The sequence below is a fragment of the Bilifractor sp. LCP19S3_H10 genome (genome assembly GCF_052119185.1).
Lineage (GTDB): Bacteria > Bacillota > Clostridia > Lachnospirales > Lachnospiraceae > Bilifractor.
Genome location: NZ_JBQKFT010000036.1, coordinates 1 through 14446 on the forward strand (window position 1 = coordinate 1; position 14446 = coordinate 14446).

The window sequence follows — 14446 nt, forward strand, 5'->3', positions numbered from 1 at the left end:
AACCATTGCTTCGGAGAGTTGGTTTGACGATGACGTCACGCCAGCTCTTTTTAAGTCTGACCTTGATTCCGGGAAAGGACCGATCACGGTCTGGATCAACTCTCCGGGCGGTGATGTCTGGGCGGCGGCACAGATCTACAACATGCTTCTGTCCTATGACGGAAAGGTCACCGTGAAGATCGACGGCCTTGCAGCATCGGCAGCATCGGTCATTGCGATGGCAGGAGATGAGGTTCTTGTAAGCCCGGTCTCCATGCTGATGATCCACAACCCGTCCACGATGGCAATGGGGGATAAGGACGATCTTGCGCAGGCCATCTCGATGCTCGATTCCGTGAAGGATTCGATCCTGAATGCCTACGTCAAGAAGACCGGACTTTCCAAGAACAAGCTTAGTAAGCTCATGGACGATGAGACCTGGATGGATGCGAGCAAGGCAGTGGAGCTTCATTTTGCAGACCGTGTGATGGAGAGACCGGATCTCTATCGCAGTGAGCAGGAAGAGAAACCGGAAGAGGACGATCCAGCCAAGGAGAATCCGGAGGAATCTGAAGACAAGCCCGAGCAAGCACCAAATGATCCTGAGAAGAACGAGGATCTGATTGCTGCGGGTTTTCTTTATTCCAGTCGTCAGATGGCGGCTGCCTTCACCAACAAGGTGAAGGAACACTACAAGGTTAGAAACAAGGCACAGGATGGTCCTGATGCCGAAAGCAAAGTAGAGGAAGGCCGGAGCGTGGATGCTCTGATGGATCGCCTGAATCTGCTGCACACGATGATGTGAGGAGGAGAACACAATGAACGTACAGGATTTGATTGCAAAGAGAGCAAGAGCATGGGAGGCAGCAAAGGCCTTCCTCGAAGCACACAGGGGAGAGAACGGGATTCTTTCTAGCGAAGATGGAGAAACGTATGACCGCATGGAAAAGGAGATCACGGATCTTACGAAGGAGATCGATCGTCTGAATCGTCAGGCTGCCATTGAGGCACAGCTGAGTCAGCCGACTTCTTCTCCTCTTTCCAACATGCCGACCAGCACCGGTGAGAAGTCGAAGAAGGGACGCGCTTCCGATCAGTATGCGAAGGATATGCTGACCGCCATGCGCACGAACTTCCATCAGGTTTCCGACATCCTGCAGGAAGGTGTGGATGCCGATGGCGGATACCTCGTTCCGGAGGAGTGGGACAGCCGCCTGATTGATGTCCTGAATGAAGAGAACATCATGCGGGGCCTTGCAACCCACATCACAACTTCCGGCGAGCACAAGATCAACATCGCGGGAGCTAAGCCGACGGCGGCATGGATTGAAGAGGGTGGCGCGCTTCAGTTCACAGACGCGAAGTTTGGGCAGAAGATCATGGATGCCCATAAGCTCCATGTGGCGGTGAAGGTAACCGAGGAGCTTCTGTATGACTCCATGTTTGACCTTGCCAGCTACATCACCACCCAGTTCGGAATCGCCATCGCCAATGCCGAGGAGGATGCCTTCCTGAACGGCGATGGGAAGGGAAAGCCCACCGGTCTCTTTGATGAGACAAACGGCGGTACGGTCGCAAAGACGCTCACCGGCACGAAGCTTGGCACCGACGATGTGCTGGATCTGGTCTATGCGCTGAAGCGTCCGTACCGGAAGAAGGCATCGTTCATCATGAACGACCAGACCCTTGCAGCTCTCCGGAAGCTCAAGGACAACAACGGCGCCTACATCTGGCAGCCGTCCTATCAGGCAGGAGAGCCGGACAGACTTCTTGGCTATGCGGTTCACACCAGCGCGTTTGCACCGGAGCTTGCGGCAGGAAAGCCTGTGATGGCCTTTGGTGACTACAGCTACTACAACATCGGTGATCGTGGCAGTCGTTCCATGCAGGAGCTTCGTGAGCTCTTTGCCGGAAACGGCATGATCGGCTATGTTGCCAAGGAGCGTGTCGATGGTCTTCTGGTTCTTCCGGAAGCCGTGCAGATCCTGAAGGCAGGAGCATCTGCCTGATCTGCAACAGGAACAACGTAACGATGAGGGCTCAGAGTGTCAAAGCTCTGGGCTTTCTTTGTGATTCGAAGGGAGGACAGGATGATCACGCTGGAGGAAGCAAAGAAATATCTCCGGGTTGACGCAAACGATGAGGACGATGTGATCCAGCAGGAACTGGACGCTGCCGAGAGCCTTGTGGCATCGGTGCTCCGAAAGGACAGTCTCGAGGACGAAAGTAGTCCGATTGTCGTTGTGGCAGTCCTCTATACCCTGGCCTATCTCAATGAGCACCGGGAGGAAGCGGATCATCACGCCCTGACCATCACACTTCGAAACCTCCTCTTTGGAGAACGGGATGCCAGGTTCTGATGGAGGTGCGGGATGAATATCGCAGCAATGAATGTAAGGCTTACGATCCAGAAGAATGAGGTCATCAAAGACAAGTATGGCAATCACACCAACACCTGGACAGACTTCTACACCTGCTGGGCGACACCGGTACAGAGTGGTGGATCTGAGAAACTGGAAGCCGGAACGACGACTAGCATCGATGCCATCGATTTTACCGTCCGGTATGCAAAGTGCCTCGAAGGACTCGACTCCACAAAGATTCGGATCCGGCTGGGATACAATATCTACAACGTCACCGCCATTGACCCGATGGGGTTCAAGAAGCGAAGCCTGAAGTTTAAGTGTGAGAAGGTGAAGCGATGAAGGTGAAAGTAGATGATCTAGCGGCGACGGTGGAAAAGACCCTCTCGGACTACGCGGAGGATGTGAACGACATTGTAAAGCAGGAGATCAAGGATGCCGGAAAGGAAGCGGCAAAAGAACTGAAGGAGAAATCGCCAAAGCGTACCGGAAAGTACGCAAAAGGATGGCGCTCTACCGTTCAGAAGGAAACGGCGGTCGGCGCAGAAGTGGTTGTTCACAACAAGATCTATAGACTCACGCACCTCTTGGAGAAAGGCCATGCCAAGCGCGGTGGTGGAAGAGTTGCGGGCATTCCACATATCGCTCCGGTCGAAGAAGAGATCACCGGGAAGCTATCAGATGAGATTGAGAAGGAATTAAAGGGCTGAGGATGGGAGGAAGCAATGGATGAGATCATAAAGATTCTGGAGGGGCTGGAGAAGCAGGGCATCCCTTATGCCTATGATCACTTTGCGGAAGGGGAAGGGCCGGATCCTCCCTTTCTCTGCTTCCGCTGTCCGAACAGCGACAACTTCGCTGCGGATGGAACCGTGTATTTCCCGATCACAGAGATCGACATCGAGCTCTACACGGATAAGAAGGATCCGGAGATGGAAAAGAGACTGGAAGATCAGCTGATCCAAAGCGGGATCTTCTTTGAAAAGACAGAGACCTGGATAGATTCTGAGAAGCTCTACGAGGTCCTGTATTCATTTGAACAGGAGGCCTGAAATGGCAAGTAAAAAGAACAAGGTCAAGTACAACCTGAAAAACGTACATTATGCCATCGCAACGATCGCAGAGGATGGGACCGCCACCTTTGCAGATCCGGTTGCATGGCCGGGCGCCGTATCCCTCTCTCTGGATGCGCAGGGAGACCAGACGATCTTCTGGGCGGATGGCGTGCAGTACTATGTCACGAATGCGAACAGCGGCTATAACGGGGACTTCGAGTCGGCAATGGTACCGGAGGACTTCCGCGAGAACGTGCTCGGTGAGATCAAGGATGGAAACGGGGTCCTTCTGGAGGATGCCGACGCACAGCCTATTCACTTTGCGCTTCTCTTTGAGTTTGACGGCGATGTGAATGAGATCCGCCATGTCATGTATAACTGCACGGCAACAAGACCGTCTGTGGCATCGAGCACCAAGGAGGACTCCATCGAGGTACAGACCGAGAGCCTTACGATCAATGCGACGTCGATCAAGGATGCGACGCTTGGGAAGAACATCGTGAAGGCACGCTCCAGTGCAGATACCACCGATGCCACCTACCAGAGCTGGTACAGTAAGGTCTATACGCCTGCTGCTGCAAAGGCTTCAGGAGGTTCTTCTACGTCTGGTGGTAGTACCACATCTTCGACAACGACAAGCTCTAAGTGATAAGGAGGAGTAGACATGTATCAGGAAATTTCCCTCCGGCTCAATGATGGGTCGGAGCAGAAGTTCCCGTTTCTCGCAACGGGGACCACAGCATACCGTTATAAGCAGGTCTTTCACCAGGATCTCATGATCCTCTTGAACAAGATGGAGAACAGTGAGGATGATCAGACCGATATGACCGTCGGCGACAAGCTGGCCTTTATCATGAACGCGCAGGCAGAAAAGCGTGACATGAACCAGCTGAACGAGGACGCCTTCCTCGAATGGGCGGATCAGTTCGACGGGGCAGAGCTCTTTCTTCACATGCAGGAGTTCGTCACGCTCTACCTTGGATCGCGGAGGACAAGCTCCAAGCCAAAAAAAGAAGCCGCCCAACGGAGCGGGAAGTAAACACGGCAGTGTTCCTCCTGAGGGCGAAGCAGATGGGACTGACACTGTCTGAGCTGGAAGAGCTGGATGAGGGGACTGTGATGGATATGATCATTGAGTCCGGGAATGACTTCTGCGACGATGAGTATCGGCAGGTGGCAACGCAAGAGGATTTCGATTCGTTTTAATTCGCATCGGTAAAGAACCGGTGCTTTTTTCATGCCATGAAGGGAGGAGTAGGCTATGGCAGATCGAATTAAAGGCATAACCATTGAGCTGGATGGCGATACGACCAAGCTCTCCAATGCCCTGAAAGGCGTGAACAAGGAAATCCGGGAAACCCAGAGTAACCTGAAGGATGTGAACAAGCTCCTCAAGATGGATCCGGGAAACGCGGATCTGCTTGCGCAGAAGCAGAAGTACCTGACCGAAGCGATCGATGCGACCAAGAAGAAACTGTCCGAGGAGAAGGAAGCCCTTGCCCAGCTAAAGGCTGGTCCTCAGACTGAGGAGACGCAAAAACAGCAGGAGGCGCTGACCCGGGAGATTGAAGCCACTAAGCAGTCCCTCGAAGGCCTCGAGGACGAGTATAAGAAGTTTGGCTCTGTTGCGGGACAAGAACTTCAGGTTGCCGGGGACAAGATGAAAGAAGTCGGCGGCAAGATCAGTGATGTGGGAGAGGGACTCACCAAAGGCATCACGGTCCCTGTCGCTGCGGTTGGTGCCGCCTCGGTTGCCGCTTGGAAGGAAGTGGATGAAGCGCTCGATGCCGTGACGCAAAAGACGGGAGCAAGCGGTGCAGCCCTTGAGGATATGCAGAAGCGTGCCAAGTCGATCGCAGAGACGATTCCGACAGACTTTCAGACTGCCGGAGATGCCGTCGGTGAGGTGAACACGAGGTTTGGTTTGACGGGGGATGCCTTGGAGGATCTCTCTAAGAAGTTCGTAGAGTTTGCATCGCTCAACAGTACAGACGTCAGTACTTCCGTTGATAACGTATCTTCCGTCCTCAATGCCTTCGGGCAGTCGTCTGATGATGCCGGAAACCTTCTCGATGCCTTAAATCAGGTCGGACAGGCAACCGGTGTGTCGATGGATACGCTCTCGCAAGACCTTTCTAAAAATGCCGCACAGTTCCAGTCGATGGGGCTTTCTGCGGAACAGGCGGCTGGCTTCATGGGCGCGGTGGAGATGTCCGGTCTTGATACTTCGACGATGCTCACTGGCCTTACTAAGGCCCAGAAGACGGCAACTAAGAACGGACAGTCCTTAAGCGATGCACTGAAGGATTTCTCCAAAACCATGAACAGCAATGCCTCTGATACCGAGAAGCTGCAGGCAGCCTACGACCTTTTTGGCTCCCGTGCCGGTGGCGCGATCTACAATGCAGTGCAGATGGGAAAGCTCTCGCTTAGCGACCTCTCTACCACGCTGGGAGATTATGCGGGATCGGTGGAGAGTACGTTCAATGAGACGCTGGATCCTTTGGACCAGATGACAGTTGTGATGAACAACTTAAAAGACCTCGGCGCAGAGATCGTAGATGCGTCGGCACCGATGATCACGGAAGCGATGACCCAGATCAAAGATGTGGTGACGGCTCTCAAAAGTGCGTGGGATGGTCTGTCCCCGGGAATGCAGGAGGCAATCGTCAAGGCAGCTCTCATCGCTGCTGCTGTCGGCCCAGTTGTCGTTGGCGTCGGCAAGGTTGTCACCGCTGTGGGTTCCGTCACAAGCATCGTAGGTAAACTGGTCAGTTTCCTTTCCACAACGGCGATTCCCGCCATTGGAGCCGTATCGGTTCCGATCCTCCCGATCATCGCCATCATTGCGGCGGTGGTGGCTGCTGTAGTCGCGGTGATTGAGATCGTGAAGCACTGGGGAGAAATCTCCGAGTGGTTTGGCGGTGTCTGGACTACCGTCTGTGAAGGCGTGAAGGCTGTAGGCACGACACTTGGCGACTTCTTCTCCGAATTATGGAACGGTATTCAGTCTGTGACGGAGACTGTGTGGAACGGCATCAGCAGCTTCTTCACAGGACTCTGGGAAGGGATCAGCACGACAGCTACCACAGTCTTTACTGGCATTTCGGATTTCCTCGGAAATACCTGGTCGACCATCAGCTCGGCTGCATCGACTGCATGGAACGGCATCACGACGACGCTCTCCGGTGTGTGGGACGGGATCAAGACGACAGCAGGTACGACCTTTGACAACGTCAAGACCACAATCGGTACTGCGTGGGATACCGTAAAGACGAACACCGGGAATGCATGGGATGCGATTCAGTCGTCCATCGATCAGCACGGCGGCGGGATCAAGGGCATCATCGGAACTGCTGTGGATGCTTACAAGTCGATCTGGGAGGCGGGCTTTACTACCATCAACAATCTCACAGGCGGCAAGCTTGGCGATGCGCTTTCTGCCGCGCAGGGGAAACTTGGAGCAATACGGAATGCTTTCTCCTCCATGATCGAAAATGCCAAGAGCATTGTAAGCGGTGGCCTGAGCAGAATCAGCGGATTCTTCTCCGGCTGCCATCTGGAGCTTCCGCATATCAAGCTCCCGCACTTTTCGATCAGCGGAAGACTCTCCATTGATCCGCCGTCTGTTCCGCACCTGTCGGTCAGCTGGTACCGGAAGGCTATGGATGATGCCTACCTCTTAAACAGCCCGACGATCTTCGGCGCCGCAGGTGGAAGACTCCTTGGAGGCGGTGAAGCCGGGCAGGAAGCTGTGGTTGGAACTGACAAGCTGGCAGAGATTGTGCAGGGAGCCCTCGCAGGAGTAGGTGGCGGTGACATCATTATCCCTGTCTACATCGGACAGGAGCGGATTGATGAGATCGTCGTCCGGGCGACCCAGCGGAGCAACTATCGGTCAGGAGGTCGATGATGCATGTTAAGTGATTACCCCATCTACTTTGATGACGTAAAGCTCTTCACGCCGGAAAGCTGGGAGGAGAGCTACAGTGTCGTTGAGAGTACCAATCAAACCGAGGCAGGAACGGATCAGGTCATTGTCACCAGGTATGACAAGCTGTCCGTCTCTGCCTCTTTTCCGTGTTCGAGTCGGTGGGCGGCAATCTTTGCCACGTTCCGGGACAAGGATTCGATACAGGTAAAGCTCTATGACCTGAAATCGCAGGGCTACAAGACAAGGACCATGCGGATGCGGAACTTCAAAACCGGGCCGGAGAAGCATTCAGAGAAGACGAGAGGAACAAACGGGCTTTATACCGTAAGTTTTGATCTTGAAGAATTTTGATTAATCACAACCTATGGAGAAGGGAAAGGAGGCGCTTCATGTACGCCGTAAGCGACAAATATAAAGCTGCCATGAAGCAGCCGGTGCAGAGATTCCGGATGAGGGGGACGATTGGCGAACACTCCTTCACGGATGACAACATCCTTTCCGGATCCTTTTCCATCACGAATCAGTGCACAGGAAATGAGGAGATCACCATCGGGCAGGTCTACATTGGAGAACTGAATGCCACATTCTTAAACATGCCGATCAGCCGATACGGATGGAAGGGGCTGGAGATCAAGCCTGTGTTCGGGATGAGACTATCCGATGGAACCTATGAGGAGGTTCCTCTGGGCGTCTTTACGGTAGAAACGGCGGAGTGGACGGAAAGTGGCGTTGTGGTGAAAGCCTACGACCATATGGCGCTTCTAGATAAGAACTGTAACAAGGTCATAACAGAGGTGACTCCGTATCAGTGTGCGCAGGCGATCGGAGAAGCAACAGGACTAATCTTTGCAAATACAGAAAAGGAATTCGAGTCTTTTGCCAATGGATCTACGATGATTTCCGAGACCACGACGAATGATGTCGAGACATGGCGGGATCTGGTCTCGTGGCTTGCGCAGACCATCGGCTGCTTTGCGACAGCTGACCGGAAGGGAAACATTGTATTTAAGTCCTTCAACCAGACGGTTGTTGATACGATTGATGATGCGCACAGGTTTACAGGCGCTTCCTTTTCCGATTATGTCACGCGCTATACCGGTCTCTCTGTGGTCAACATGGCAGACAATACGACTTCCTACTATGCGGAGGATGAGGACGATGGTCTCACGATGAATCTTGGGAGCAATCCCTTCCTGCAGTATGGTATCGCGGCGACTAGGGAGGATATGGCAAAAGCAATTCTCACAGCAATTCAGCAGATTCGGTATGTGCCATTCACTTGCCGAGCCATCGGAAATCCTGCCTACGACCTTGGAGACGTGCTGGTCTTTCAGAACGGTCTTGCCGACGGAGATGCGCTCTATTGTATTACGAAGTTTACGTTTCAGTATAACCAGTATTTTGAGATGACCGGAGTGGGGAAGAATCCGGCCCTTGCCAGCGCCAGAAGCAAAACGGACAAGAACCTTGTCGGTCTTGTCTCCAATACCGATGAAAATCAGCTGGTTCATTACCGGTTCACGAATACCCAGGTGGTCGAAGTCGGAGACGGAAAACGGGTCCCGGTTGCTTCGATCCGGTTTGCTACGGCGACAAAAGCATCCGAGGTTTCCCTCTGGGCGGAGCTTCTTCTCGATGCAAAGCTTGGCACAACACACGCGATTGGCAGTACAAAACTGAAAGATGTGACGATTAAGGATGCGACTTCTCCGACAACGGAAGAGCTTCAAAACGAGATCAAAGAGCTGCAGACCGGTGTCAGCTCCCTTGATGAGCGGATGACCAGTGCGGAGACAGAGCTTTCAAAGCCAAATACGATGACGGTCACGGTGTCCTATACCCTTGCCGGGGATGAGATCGATTACCATCCGATTGAAACTTATGACACCGCCGGGAAGCACATCCTTTCGCTTCACTACTATATCGGAGACGTCAAGGCCAATACGGTATATCTCTTCGTGATCTTTCTTACGGTGGAAGGCGGATCCCTTTATCTGGATACCAACTGCATCAATGCACTGATCGAAGGCATGGGTCTTGCAGGGACCGGGAAGTGGGATGGCACGATTAATGCCGAGGAAGAATTCACCGGCTTCTCGATGGGCTCTGTGGTTGGAAAGCTTACGGATGCGACAAAGACAGCGCTCCTTACACCTGTGCCGACCGGGGCAAGCGATGCCGTTTCCTTTGATATGGCTTTTGTCCTTGGAAGCTTTACAGACAGCACAAGCGTCGGAATCGTGGTCCGGTATTTTATTCTTTCCGATACGGAAGGAAAACCGGACTACAACGGGACGTATCTCACCACGAATGCCGATGATGCTTTTGCTTTGCAGACGCTGTACAAGGTCCAGAGCACTTCCGGCACTGTGGACACCGGACAGCTGGATGTCCTGGATCTCTACAGCGCCTATCCGGAAATCGAGACCCTGGAGGAGGTGAAGCTATGAGCATTATCCGGGAAGACAACACGATGCGGATCACTTTCGAAGAGGATACGTGGAAGCAGGGAGAGGAGGGCATTCTTTCCGTGACGGATGGCGCCACGCCTTTTTACTCTGCAGATACCTGGAAGGAAGATGGCAAGAATACGCTCCGGAGCGGGCAGATCACGGACAGCGGAACCAGTGAGACAACGCTTACCGTGACGCTCTCGGAAGAAGGCAGCATGACCTTAAGCTATATCGTATCCAGTGAGCAGAACTATGACTGGCTCCATGTGCTGGTGGACGGAACAGAGGTGCTGAAGAAGTCTGGTACAGGGGTCAGTACCTTCACAGAGTTTTCTTATGCTCTCGCTGCTGGGGCTCATACGATTGTGCTCCGATATACGAAGGACGGATCCCAGAGCAGAGGAAATGATGCCTGCGGGATCGGGTATCTTCTGTTCACCGGGGTAGAGCCGCCCTACGCAAAGAAGTACCTGATGACGGACTTCAATGGAAAGATCTACACACTGGTAGATGGTGTAGTGACCGAGATCACGGATGCGGTTGCTGCAGATTTGGGAGAAGCCTCATATTTTCAGAAGAAGGGCTTTGATACGCTGCCGACGTCCGAGCAGCTCACAAGCCTTACCAAACCGGTCCTTTACCGCTGGTCGGATGGAAAGCCAAAAGCTATGACCGCTTCTGTGAAGGCGGTGCCAAAGAAGCAGACGATTCGCTGCATTGCAGATCTTGGCCATGCGACCATTCACGGCATCACCCAGATGACAGCGGTTTACACAGGGACGGTAACCGTTTCATACAGTTTTGATGGAAGCACCTATACCGATCCTGTCGATATGGCTTCGTTCCTGGAGGCGGACTGTGATGCTCTTTATTCTGGTGCGCAGGCAAAGAAGAAGATCTGGTTTGCGTTCATGATCGAGGGAAAGACTTCCTCCCTCACGAACTTTGTCATCACCTATAAGAACGATTAAGAGAGGGAGGAGAAAGAAATGCTCAAAGGACATCTGCAGATTGATCTGCACAATGAAATCACAGGGGAGATCAAGAGGGTCGAGCAGGACAACCTGGTTACGAATGCCCTCGGATATGTACTTGGTTTGGCGGCAAATGTCGGCGCGAAAGGAAACAATCACTTTGATGATCTGCTCCCGGCTGCCACAAAGGCACTGGGGGGCTTGTTTTTGTTTGACGGGGCACTGACCGAGGATGTGAATAACGTCCACTTTCCGATGGGTGTTCATCTGATTGGTCATGCCGGGCAGACCGCAAATACGGCATCCAAGCTGGGAGGCTCGATTAACAAAGCAGAATCCGGGAGGACGGATACCGGTTATGTGAACGTCTGGGATTTCTCAACATCACAGGCAAACGGTACGATTGCATCTCTCGCACTGACGCACACAAGAGCAGGGGAGAATCCCTTCAGTGGGGCACAATACGATGATGGCGGTTTCACTACCGATCGATCCTATTGTCCCCTCACCTTTGATGAGAACTCAGGGGTTCTCTATCTTTATAGCGGCGGCAAAATCTACAAGAAGCCGTATTACACCAACATTGTCAAGGCATACACGCCATACCTTGGAGAAGAAACACAGGTGTTTGACTTTACGTTTGACAATCCCGCCAGTTACTATTGGTCGGTTATGGATGGTTATGACGGGTACCTGTACGCTGTATATGTTCCCACGGTCACCTCGCAAGGGACGGTAAGCATCAAGCTTCGGAAGGTAAAAATTTCTGATTTCTCTTTTCAGGAAGAAGCAGAACAGACCATTGCTGTGTCAAATGTGACGGCCAAGTCTACCGGCGATACGGATTTTTATGAGCAGTTAAATGCTGTGGTATCCAGCGGATATCTGTATTTCATTAGCAATGATGAAAACACGCTGTACAAAGTAAACCTGTCAAATACCGTCGACGTGACAGAAGTAAACTTTGGAAACATTAGGTGCAGGAAAATATATCCAATGCGCGGAGGTGGTGTCTTTGCGACCTTTGAGTGGACCGGCACCACATCATCCGGATCGACGACAACCTATGGAAGTCCGGGTGTGATTTATCCGGACGGAAAGTACAGGCTGAACGCAGAATCGACAAACAGTGTCGGATATCCGCAATACTACATTTCACATGAGACGGACTGCCTCCAGCGTTTTCGGCTGTGGAGCAATACTTTATATTACTCGTTTGCCTGCAACTATCTTGGCACCATCTGCAACCTGAGCTCTCCAGTGGTAAAGACCAGTGCCCAGTCGATGAAGGTAACGTACACACTGACGGATGCGGTGTGAAAGGAGGTGATTCCATTGATCGACTTTATCTTGAAATACTGGATTCAGGAGCTCTTTGCCCTGATCCTTGCCGTCCTCACCTGGCTGTGGCGGACACTGCTCCGGCGAAAACAGGAGAACGACGAAATCAAAGATGGAATGTTGGCATTGCTGCATGACCGTATTTATCAGGCCTGCAGCTTTTTTATTGCTCGGGGATGGTGCTCTCCTGAGGATCGGAGCAACCTTGAGTACCTGTACAAGCCGTACAAGGCACTCGGCGGGAATGGCACCGGAGAGTCCCTGTACAAGAAGTGTCTGGAACTGCCGCTTTCGGCAGACAGAAATAAAAAGAAGGAGGAATGACTTTTATGGACTTTGGAATTGCAAGTGTGGCGGCAATCACAGTGATTGCGTATCTTGTCGGCATCGGCTGCAAAGCAGCTGGCTCGGTAAAGGATGAGCTGATCCCGGTGATCTGCGGATGCGTCGGTGCGGTACTCGGCATCGCAGGGCTGTATCTTATGCCGGACTTCCCGGCAAAGGATGTCATCAATGCCCTTGCTGTCGGCATTGTGTCCGGTCTTGCAGCGACTGGTGTGAACCAGATCTACAAGCAGCTTACAAAGACGAATCAGTGAGAGGAGGTGATCCTCGTATCTCGGCGGCTCCTTCCGTTAAAGGGGCGGTATAGGCTCTTTGGGCTTCAAAACCCGGAGGGCTTTTTGATTTGCAGGAAATAGAAGTTTGAGGAGGAGAAAACCATGAGTAAAACAGAATCCGCCATCCAGTGGATGGAAAATCATGCAAACAATAACACATACGGCTATGACCAGAGGTATCGCTGGGGTGAGAAGGGAGACTTTGACTGCTCCTCGGCAGTGATCTCGGCATGGCAGGCAGCCGGAGTGCCGGTAAAGACAAAGGGTGCCACCTATACTGGCAACATGTTTTCGGTCTTTTTGTCCTGCGGCTTTGAGGACGTAACCGGCACGGTAAACCTCGCAACCGGAGCAGGCCTTAGACGCGGCGATGTCCTTTTAAACACCACGCACCACACCGCGATGTACTGTGGGAATGGAAGAGAGGTCGAGGCATCCATCAATGAGAGGGGAACAGCGGTAGGCGGCGCTCCCGGTGACCAGACCGGACGTGAGTTTCTGATCCGTTCGTATCGGAACTTCCCTTGGAACCATGTGCTTCGCTACAAGGAGAATACCGCGACGAAGTCCGTAGATGAGCTTGCACGTGAAGTGCTGGCCGGGAAGTGGGGAAATGGCTCCGAGAGGAGAAGACGCCTTGCTTCTTCCGGCTATGATGCTTCCGCTGTGCAGGCAAAGGTGAACGAGCTGATTCGCGCAAAGGCTCAGCCGCAGGCAGTTTACTATACCGTGCAGCGAGGAGACACGCTCTCCGGAATTGCCAGAAGGTATGGAACCAGCGTATCTGCTATCCAGAAGCTGAACGCCTCCCTGATCCGGAATGTGAACCTGATCCGGGTGGGATGGAAGATCCGGGTGAAATGACAAACAGGCTTGCAGGCACCTGCTTATGGGTGTTTGCAAGCCCTATTTTTTTGTCTTTTTCATTTCCGATTTCTCTCCGAAAGTTCCGTTTATCTGTTTAGGAGAGAATTTTCCAGGACCGTTCAAAATCGCGTGCGAATGATCCGCATATACCTGCAGGAAAATTTCACGTCCCGTCACAAAAACGCCCGGGAAGTGTCCGCTGATAGGTGAAAGCAAAGATTCCTTTGCTCAACCTTGCGGAAAATGTCCTGTGAGGAGTGAAGGAAGCCATGTATTTACGACCTTAGGGCAAAAGGAGAATACCCATGAAGAAGAACGATCAAACAGAAGAAAAAATGGAGCAGGTGCTCCTGCTTCGAAAAAGCGGGATGAGCAATCGGAAGATTGCGGAATACACCGGGGTTTCTTACGAGAAGGTCCGGTATCAGTGCAAAAAGGACGATTGCGATCGTATTCCCGTGGACGAGGAGCTGCCTGAAAAGATAAAGATGCGGGAAGCCTGCGCTTTCTGCGGAAAGCCCATCGCGAAGGAGGAAGGCCGCCGGGGACGAAAGAAGCGGTTCTGCTGTGAGAAGTGCCGGCGCACATATTGGAAGCTCCACCGCAACGAGCAGAAAAAGAACCCCAAGGCGATCTACACCAAGGTGTGCGCGTATTGCGGGAAGACCTTCGAGGTCTACGGCAATAAGAACCGAAAGTACTGCTGCCATGAGCATTACGTGGCGGACTACTTTGGCAGCTGATGAGACCGCATATTTAACCGCAATTATATAGGAAGAAAAAGGCAGAAATGACTTGATAGAATCGCAGATCAGAGTGATGGATAGACTACCAAAAGAGAAAGGAGGCAACGATGGAAC

Annotated in this window: 18 protein-coding genes; all 18 read left to right on the forward strand. The window is 52.5% G+C overall.

Translation table 11 applies throughout. From position 1 onward, the window contains the following. Positions 1-784, forward strand: a 784-nt coding sequence (locus ACTQZS_RS14880) for a head maturation protease, ClpP-related (RefSeq protein ID WP_441476516.1), incomplete at its 5' end; no start/stop codon positions are given. Positions 785-797: 13 nt separating this feature from the next. Continuing rightward, positions 798-1988 carry a phage major capsid protein gene (locus ACTQZS_RS14885; protein WP_441476517.1) on the forward strand — a complete coding sequence of 397 codons (1191 nt, stop codon included), beginning with the start codon at positions 798-800 and terminating at the stop codon, positions 1986-1988. Between the two features lie 36 nt (positions 1989-2024). Further along, entirely contained in the window at positions 2025-2339 is a 315-nt protein-coding gene (locus ACTQZS_RS14890) for a head-tail connector protein (RefSeq protein WP_441476518.1), read from the forward strand. Positions 2340-2351: 12 nt separating this feature from the next. Next, positions 2352-2684, forward strand: coding sequence for a phage head closure protein (locus ACTQZS_RS14895; protein ID WP_441476519.1), 333 nt, complete (start codon positions 2352-2354; stop codon positions 2682-2684). After that, a complete protein-coding gene (locus ACTQZS_RS14900; protein WP_441476520.1) occupies positions 2681-3052 on the forward strand; it encodes an HK97 gp10 family phage protein in 372 nt (123 codons plus the stop codon). Before ACTQZS_RS14895 ends, ACTQZS_RS14900 begins: the two co-directional genes overlap by 4 nt. Positions 3053-3067: 15 nt before the next feature. Continuing rightward, on the forward strand, positions 3068-3394 hold the full coding sequence (locus ACTQZS_RS14905) for a hypothetical protein (RefSeq protein ID WP_441476521.1): 327 nt from the start codon (positions 3068-3070) through the stop codon (positions 3392-3394). A gap of 1 nt (position 3395) precedes the next feature. After that, positions 3396-4046, forward strand: coding sequence for a major tail protein (locus ACTQZS_RS14910; RefSeq protein WP_441476522.1), 651 nt, complete (start codon positions 3396-3398; stop codon positions 4044-4046). Positions 4047-4061: 15 nt separating this feature from the next. Further along, positions 4062-4436 (forward strand): hypothetical protein, encoded by a 375-nt coding sequence (locus ACTQZS_RS14915; protein ID WP_441476523.1) that lies wholly within the window; start codon positions 4062-4064, stop codon positions 4434-4436. Between the two features lie 32 nt (positions 4437-4468). Continuing rightward, complete coding sequence (locus tag ACTQZS_RS14920) at positions 4469-4603, forward strand: hypothetical protein (protein WP_441476524.1); 135 nt, start codon at positions 4469-4471, stop codon at positions 4601-4603. Positions 4604-4658: 55 nt separating this feature from the next. Then, a complete protein-coding gene (locus tag ACTQZS_RS14925; RefSeq protein ID WP_441476525.1) occupies positions 4659-7310 on the forward strand; it encodes a phage tail tape measure protein in 2652 nt (883 codons plus the stop codon). Positions 7311-7313: 3 nt separating this feature from the next. Beyond that, positions 7314-7682, forward strand: coding sequence for a hypothetical protein (locus ACTQZS_RS14930; RefSeq protein ID WP_441476526.1), 369 nt, complete (start codon positions 7314-7316; stop codon positions 7680-7682). 38 nt (positions 7683-7720) lie between these two features. Then, entirely contained in the window at positions 7721-9781 is a 2061-nt protein-coding gene (locus tag ACTQZS_RS14935; RefSeq protein ID WP_441476527.1) for a hypothetical protein, read from the forward strand. Continuing rightward, positions 9778-10755: a hypothetical protein gene (locus tag ACTQZS_RS14940; protein WP_441476528.1), complete on the forward strand. Its 978-nt coding sequence runs from the start codon at positions 9778-9780 to the stop codon at positions 10753-10755. The genes ACTQZS_RS14935 and ACTQZS_RS14940 overlap by 4 nt, the downstream gene beginning before the upstream one ends. An 18-nt stretch (positions 10756-10773) precedes the next feature. Then, positions 10774-12078, forward strand: coding sequence for a hypothetical protein (locus tag ACTQZS_RS14945; protein WP_441476529.1), 1305 nt, complete (start codon positions 10774-10776; stop codon positions 12076-12078). A 15-nt stretch (positions 12079-12093) separates the two neighbouring features. Next, entirely contained in the window at positions 12094-12423 is a 330-nt protein-coding gene (locus ACTQZS_RS14950; protein ID WP_441476530.1) for a hypothetical protein, read from the forward strand. A gap of 5 nt (positions 12424-12428) precedes the next feature. Beyond that, complete coding sequence (locus ACTQZS_RS14955; RefSeq protein WP_441099617.1) at positions 12429-12698, forward strand: phage holin family protein; 270 nt, start codon at positions 12429-12431, stop codon at positions 12696-12698. A gap of 123 nt (positions 12699-12821) precedes the next feature. Then, complete coding sequence (locus ACTQZS_RS14960; protein WP_441476531.1) at positions 12822-13583, forward strand: LysM peptidoglycan-binding domain-containing protein; 762 nt, start codon at positions 12822-12824, stop codon at positions 13581-13583. 308 nt (positions 13584-13891) lie between these two features. Beyond that, entirely contained in the window at positions 13892-14329 is a 438-nt protein-coding gene (locus tag ACTQZS_RS14965; protein WP_441476532.1) for a hypothetical protein, read from the forward strand. Positions 14330-14446 lie beyond the last annotated feature (117 nt).

What these genes read in the sequence shown, in the direction of transcription:
- ACTQZS_RS14955 (WP_441099617.1), top strand. Translation starts at nt 12,429, where the DNA reads ATGGACTTTGGAATTGCAAGTGTGGCGGCAATCACAGTGATTGCGTAT.
- ACTQZS_RS14925 (WP_441476525.1), top strand. Translation starts at nt 4,659, where the DNA reads ATGGCAGATCGAATTAAAGGCATAACCATTGAGCTGGATGGCGATACG.
- ACTQZS_RS14965 (WP_441476532.1), top strand. Translation starts at nt 13,892, where the DNA reads ATGAAGAAGAACGATCAAACAGAAGAAAAAATGGAGCAGGTGCTCCTG.
- ACTQZS_RS14920 (WP_441476524.1), top strand. Translation starts at nt 4,469, where the DNA reads ATGGGACTGACACTGTCTGAGCTGGAAGAGCTGGATGAGGGGACTGTG.
- ACTQZS_RS14910 (WP_441476522.1), top strand. Translation starts at nt 3,396, where the DNA reads ATGGCAAGTAAAAAGAACAAGGTCAAGTACAACCTGAAAAACGTACAT.
- ACTQZS_RS14900 (WP_441476520.1), top strand. Translation starts at nt 2,681, where the DNA reads ATGAAGGTGAAAGTAGATGATCTAGCGGCGACGGTGGAAAAGACCCTC.
- ACTQZS_RS14940 (WP_441476528.1), top strand. Translation starts at nt 9,778, where the DNA reads ATGAGCATTATCCGGGAAGACAACACGATGCGGATCACTTTCGAAGAG.
- ACTQZS_RS14915 (WP_441476523.1), top strand. Translation starts at nt 4,062, where the DNA reads ATGTATCAGGAAATTTCCCTCCGGCTCAATGATGGGTCGGAGCAGAAG.
- ACTQZS_RS14930 (WP_441476526.1), top strand. Translation starts at nt 7,314, where the DNA reads ATGTTAAGTGATTACCCCATCTACTTTGATGACGTAAAGCTCTTCACG.
- ACTQZS_RS14960 (WP_441476531.1), top strand. Translation starts at nt 12,822, where the DNA reads ATGAGTAAAACAGAATCCGCCATCCAGTGGATGGAAAATCATGCAAAC.
- ACTQZS_RS14945 (WP_441476529.1), top strand. Translation starts at nt 10,774, where the DNA reads ATGCTCAAAGGACATCTGCAGATTGATCTGCACAATGAAATCACAGGG.
- ACTQZS_RS14905 (WP_441476521.1), top strand. Translation starts at nt 3,068, where the DNA reads ATGGATGAGATCATAAAGATTCTGGAGGGGCTGGAGAAGCAGGGCATC.
- ACTQZS_RS14885 (WP_441476517.1), top strand. Translation starts at nt 798, where the DNA reads ATGAACGTACAGGATTTGATTGCAAAGAGAGCAAGAGCATGGGAGGCA.
- ACTQZS_RS14935 (WP_441476527.1), top strand. Translation starts at nt 7,721, where the DNA reads ATGTACGCCGTAAGCGACAAATATAAAGCTGCCATGAAGCAGCCGGTG.
- ACTQZS_RS14895 (WP_441476519.1), top strand. Translation starts at nt 2,352, where the DNA reads ATGAATATCGCAGCAATGAATGTAAGGCTTACGATCCAGAAGAATGAG.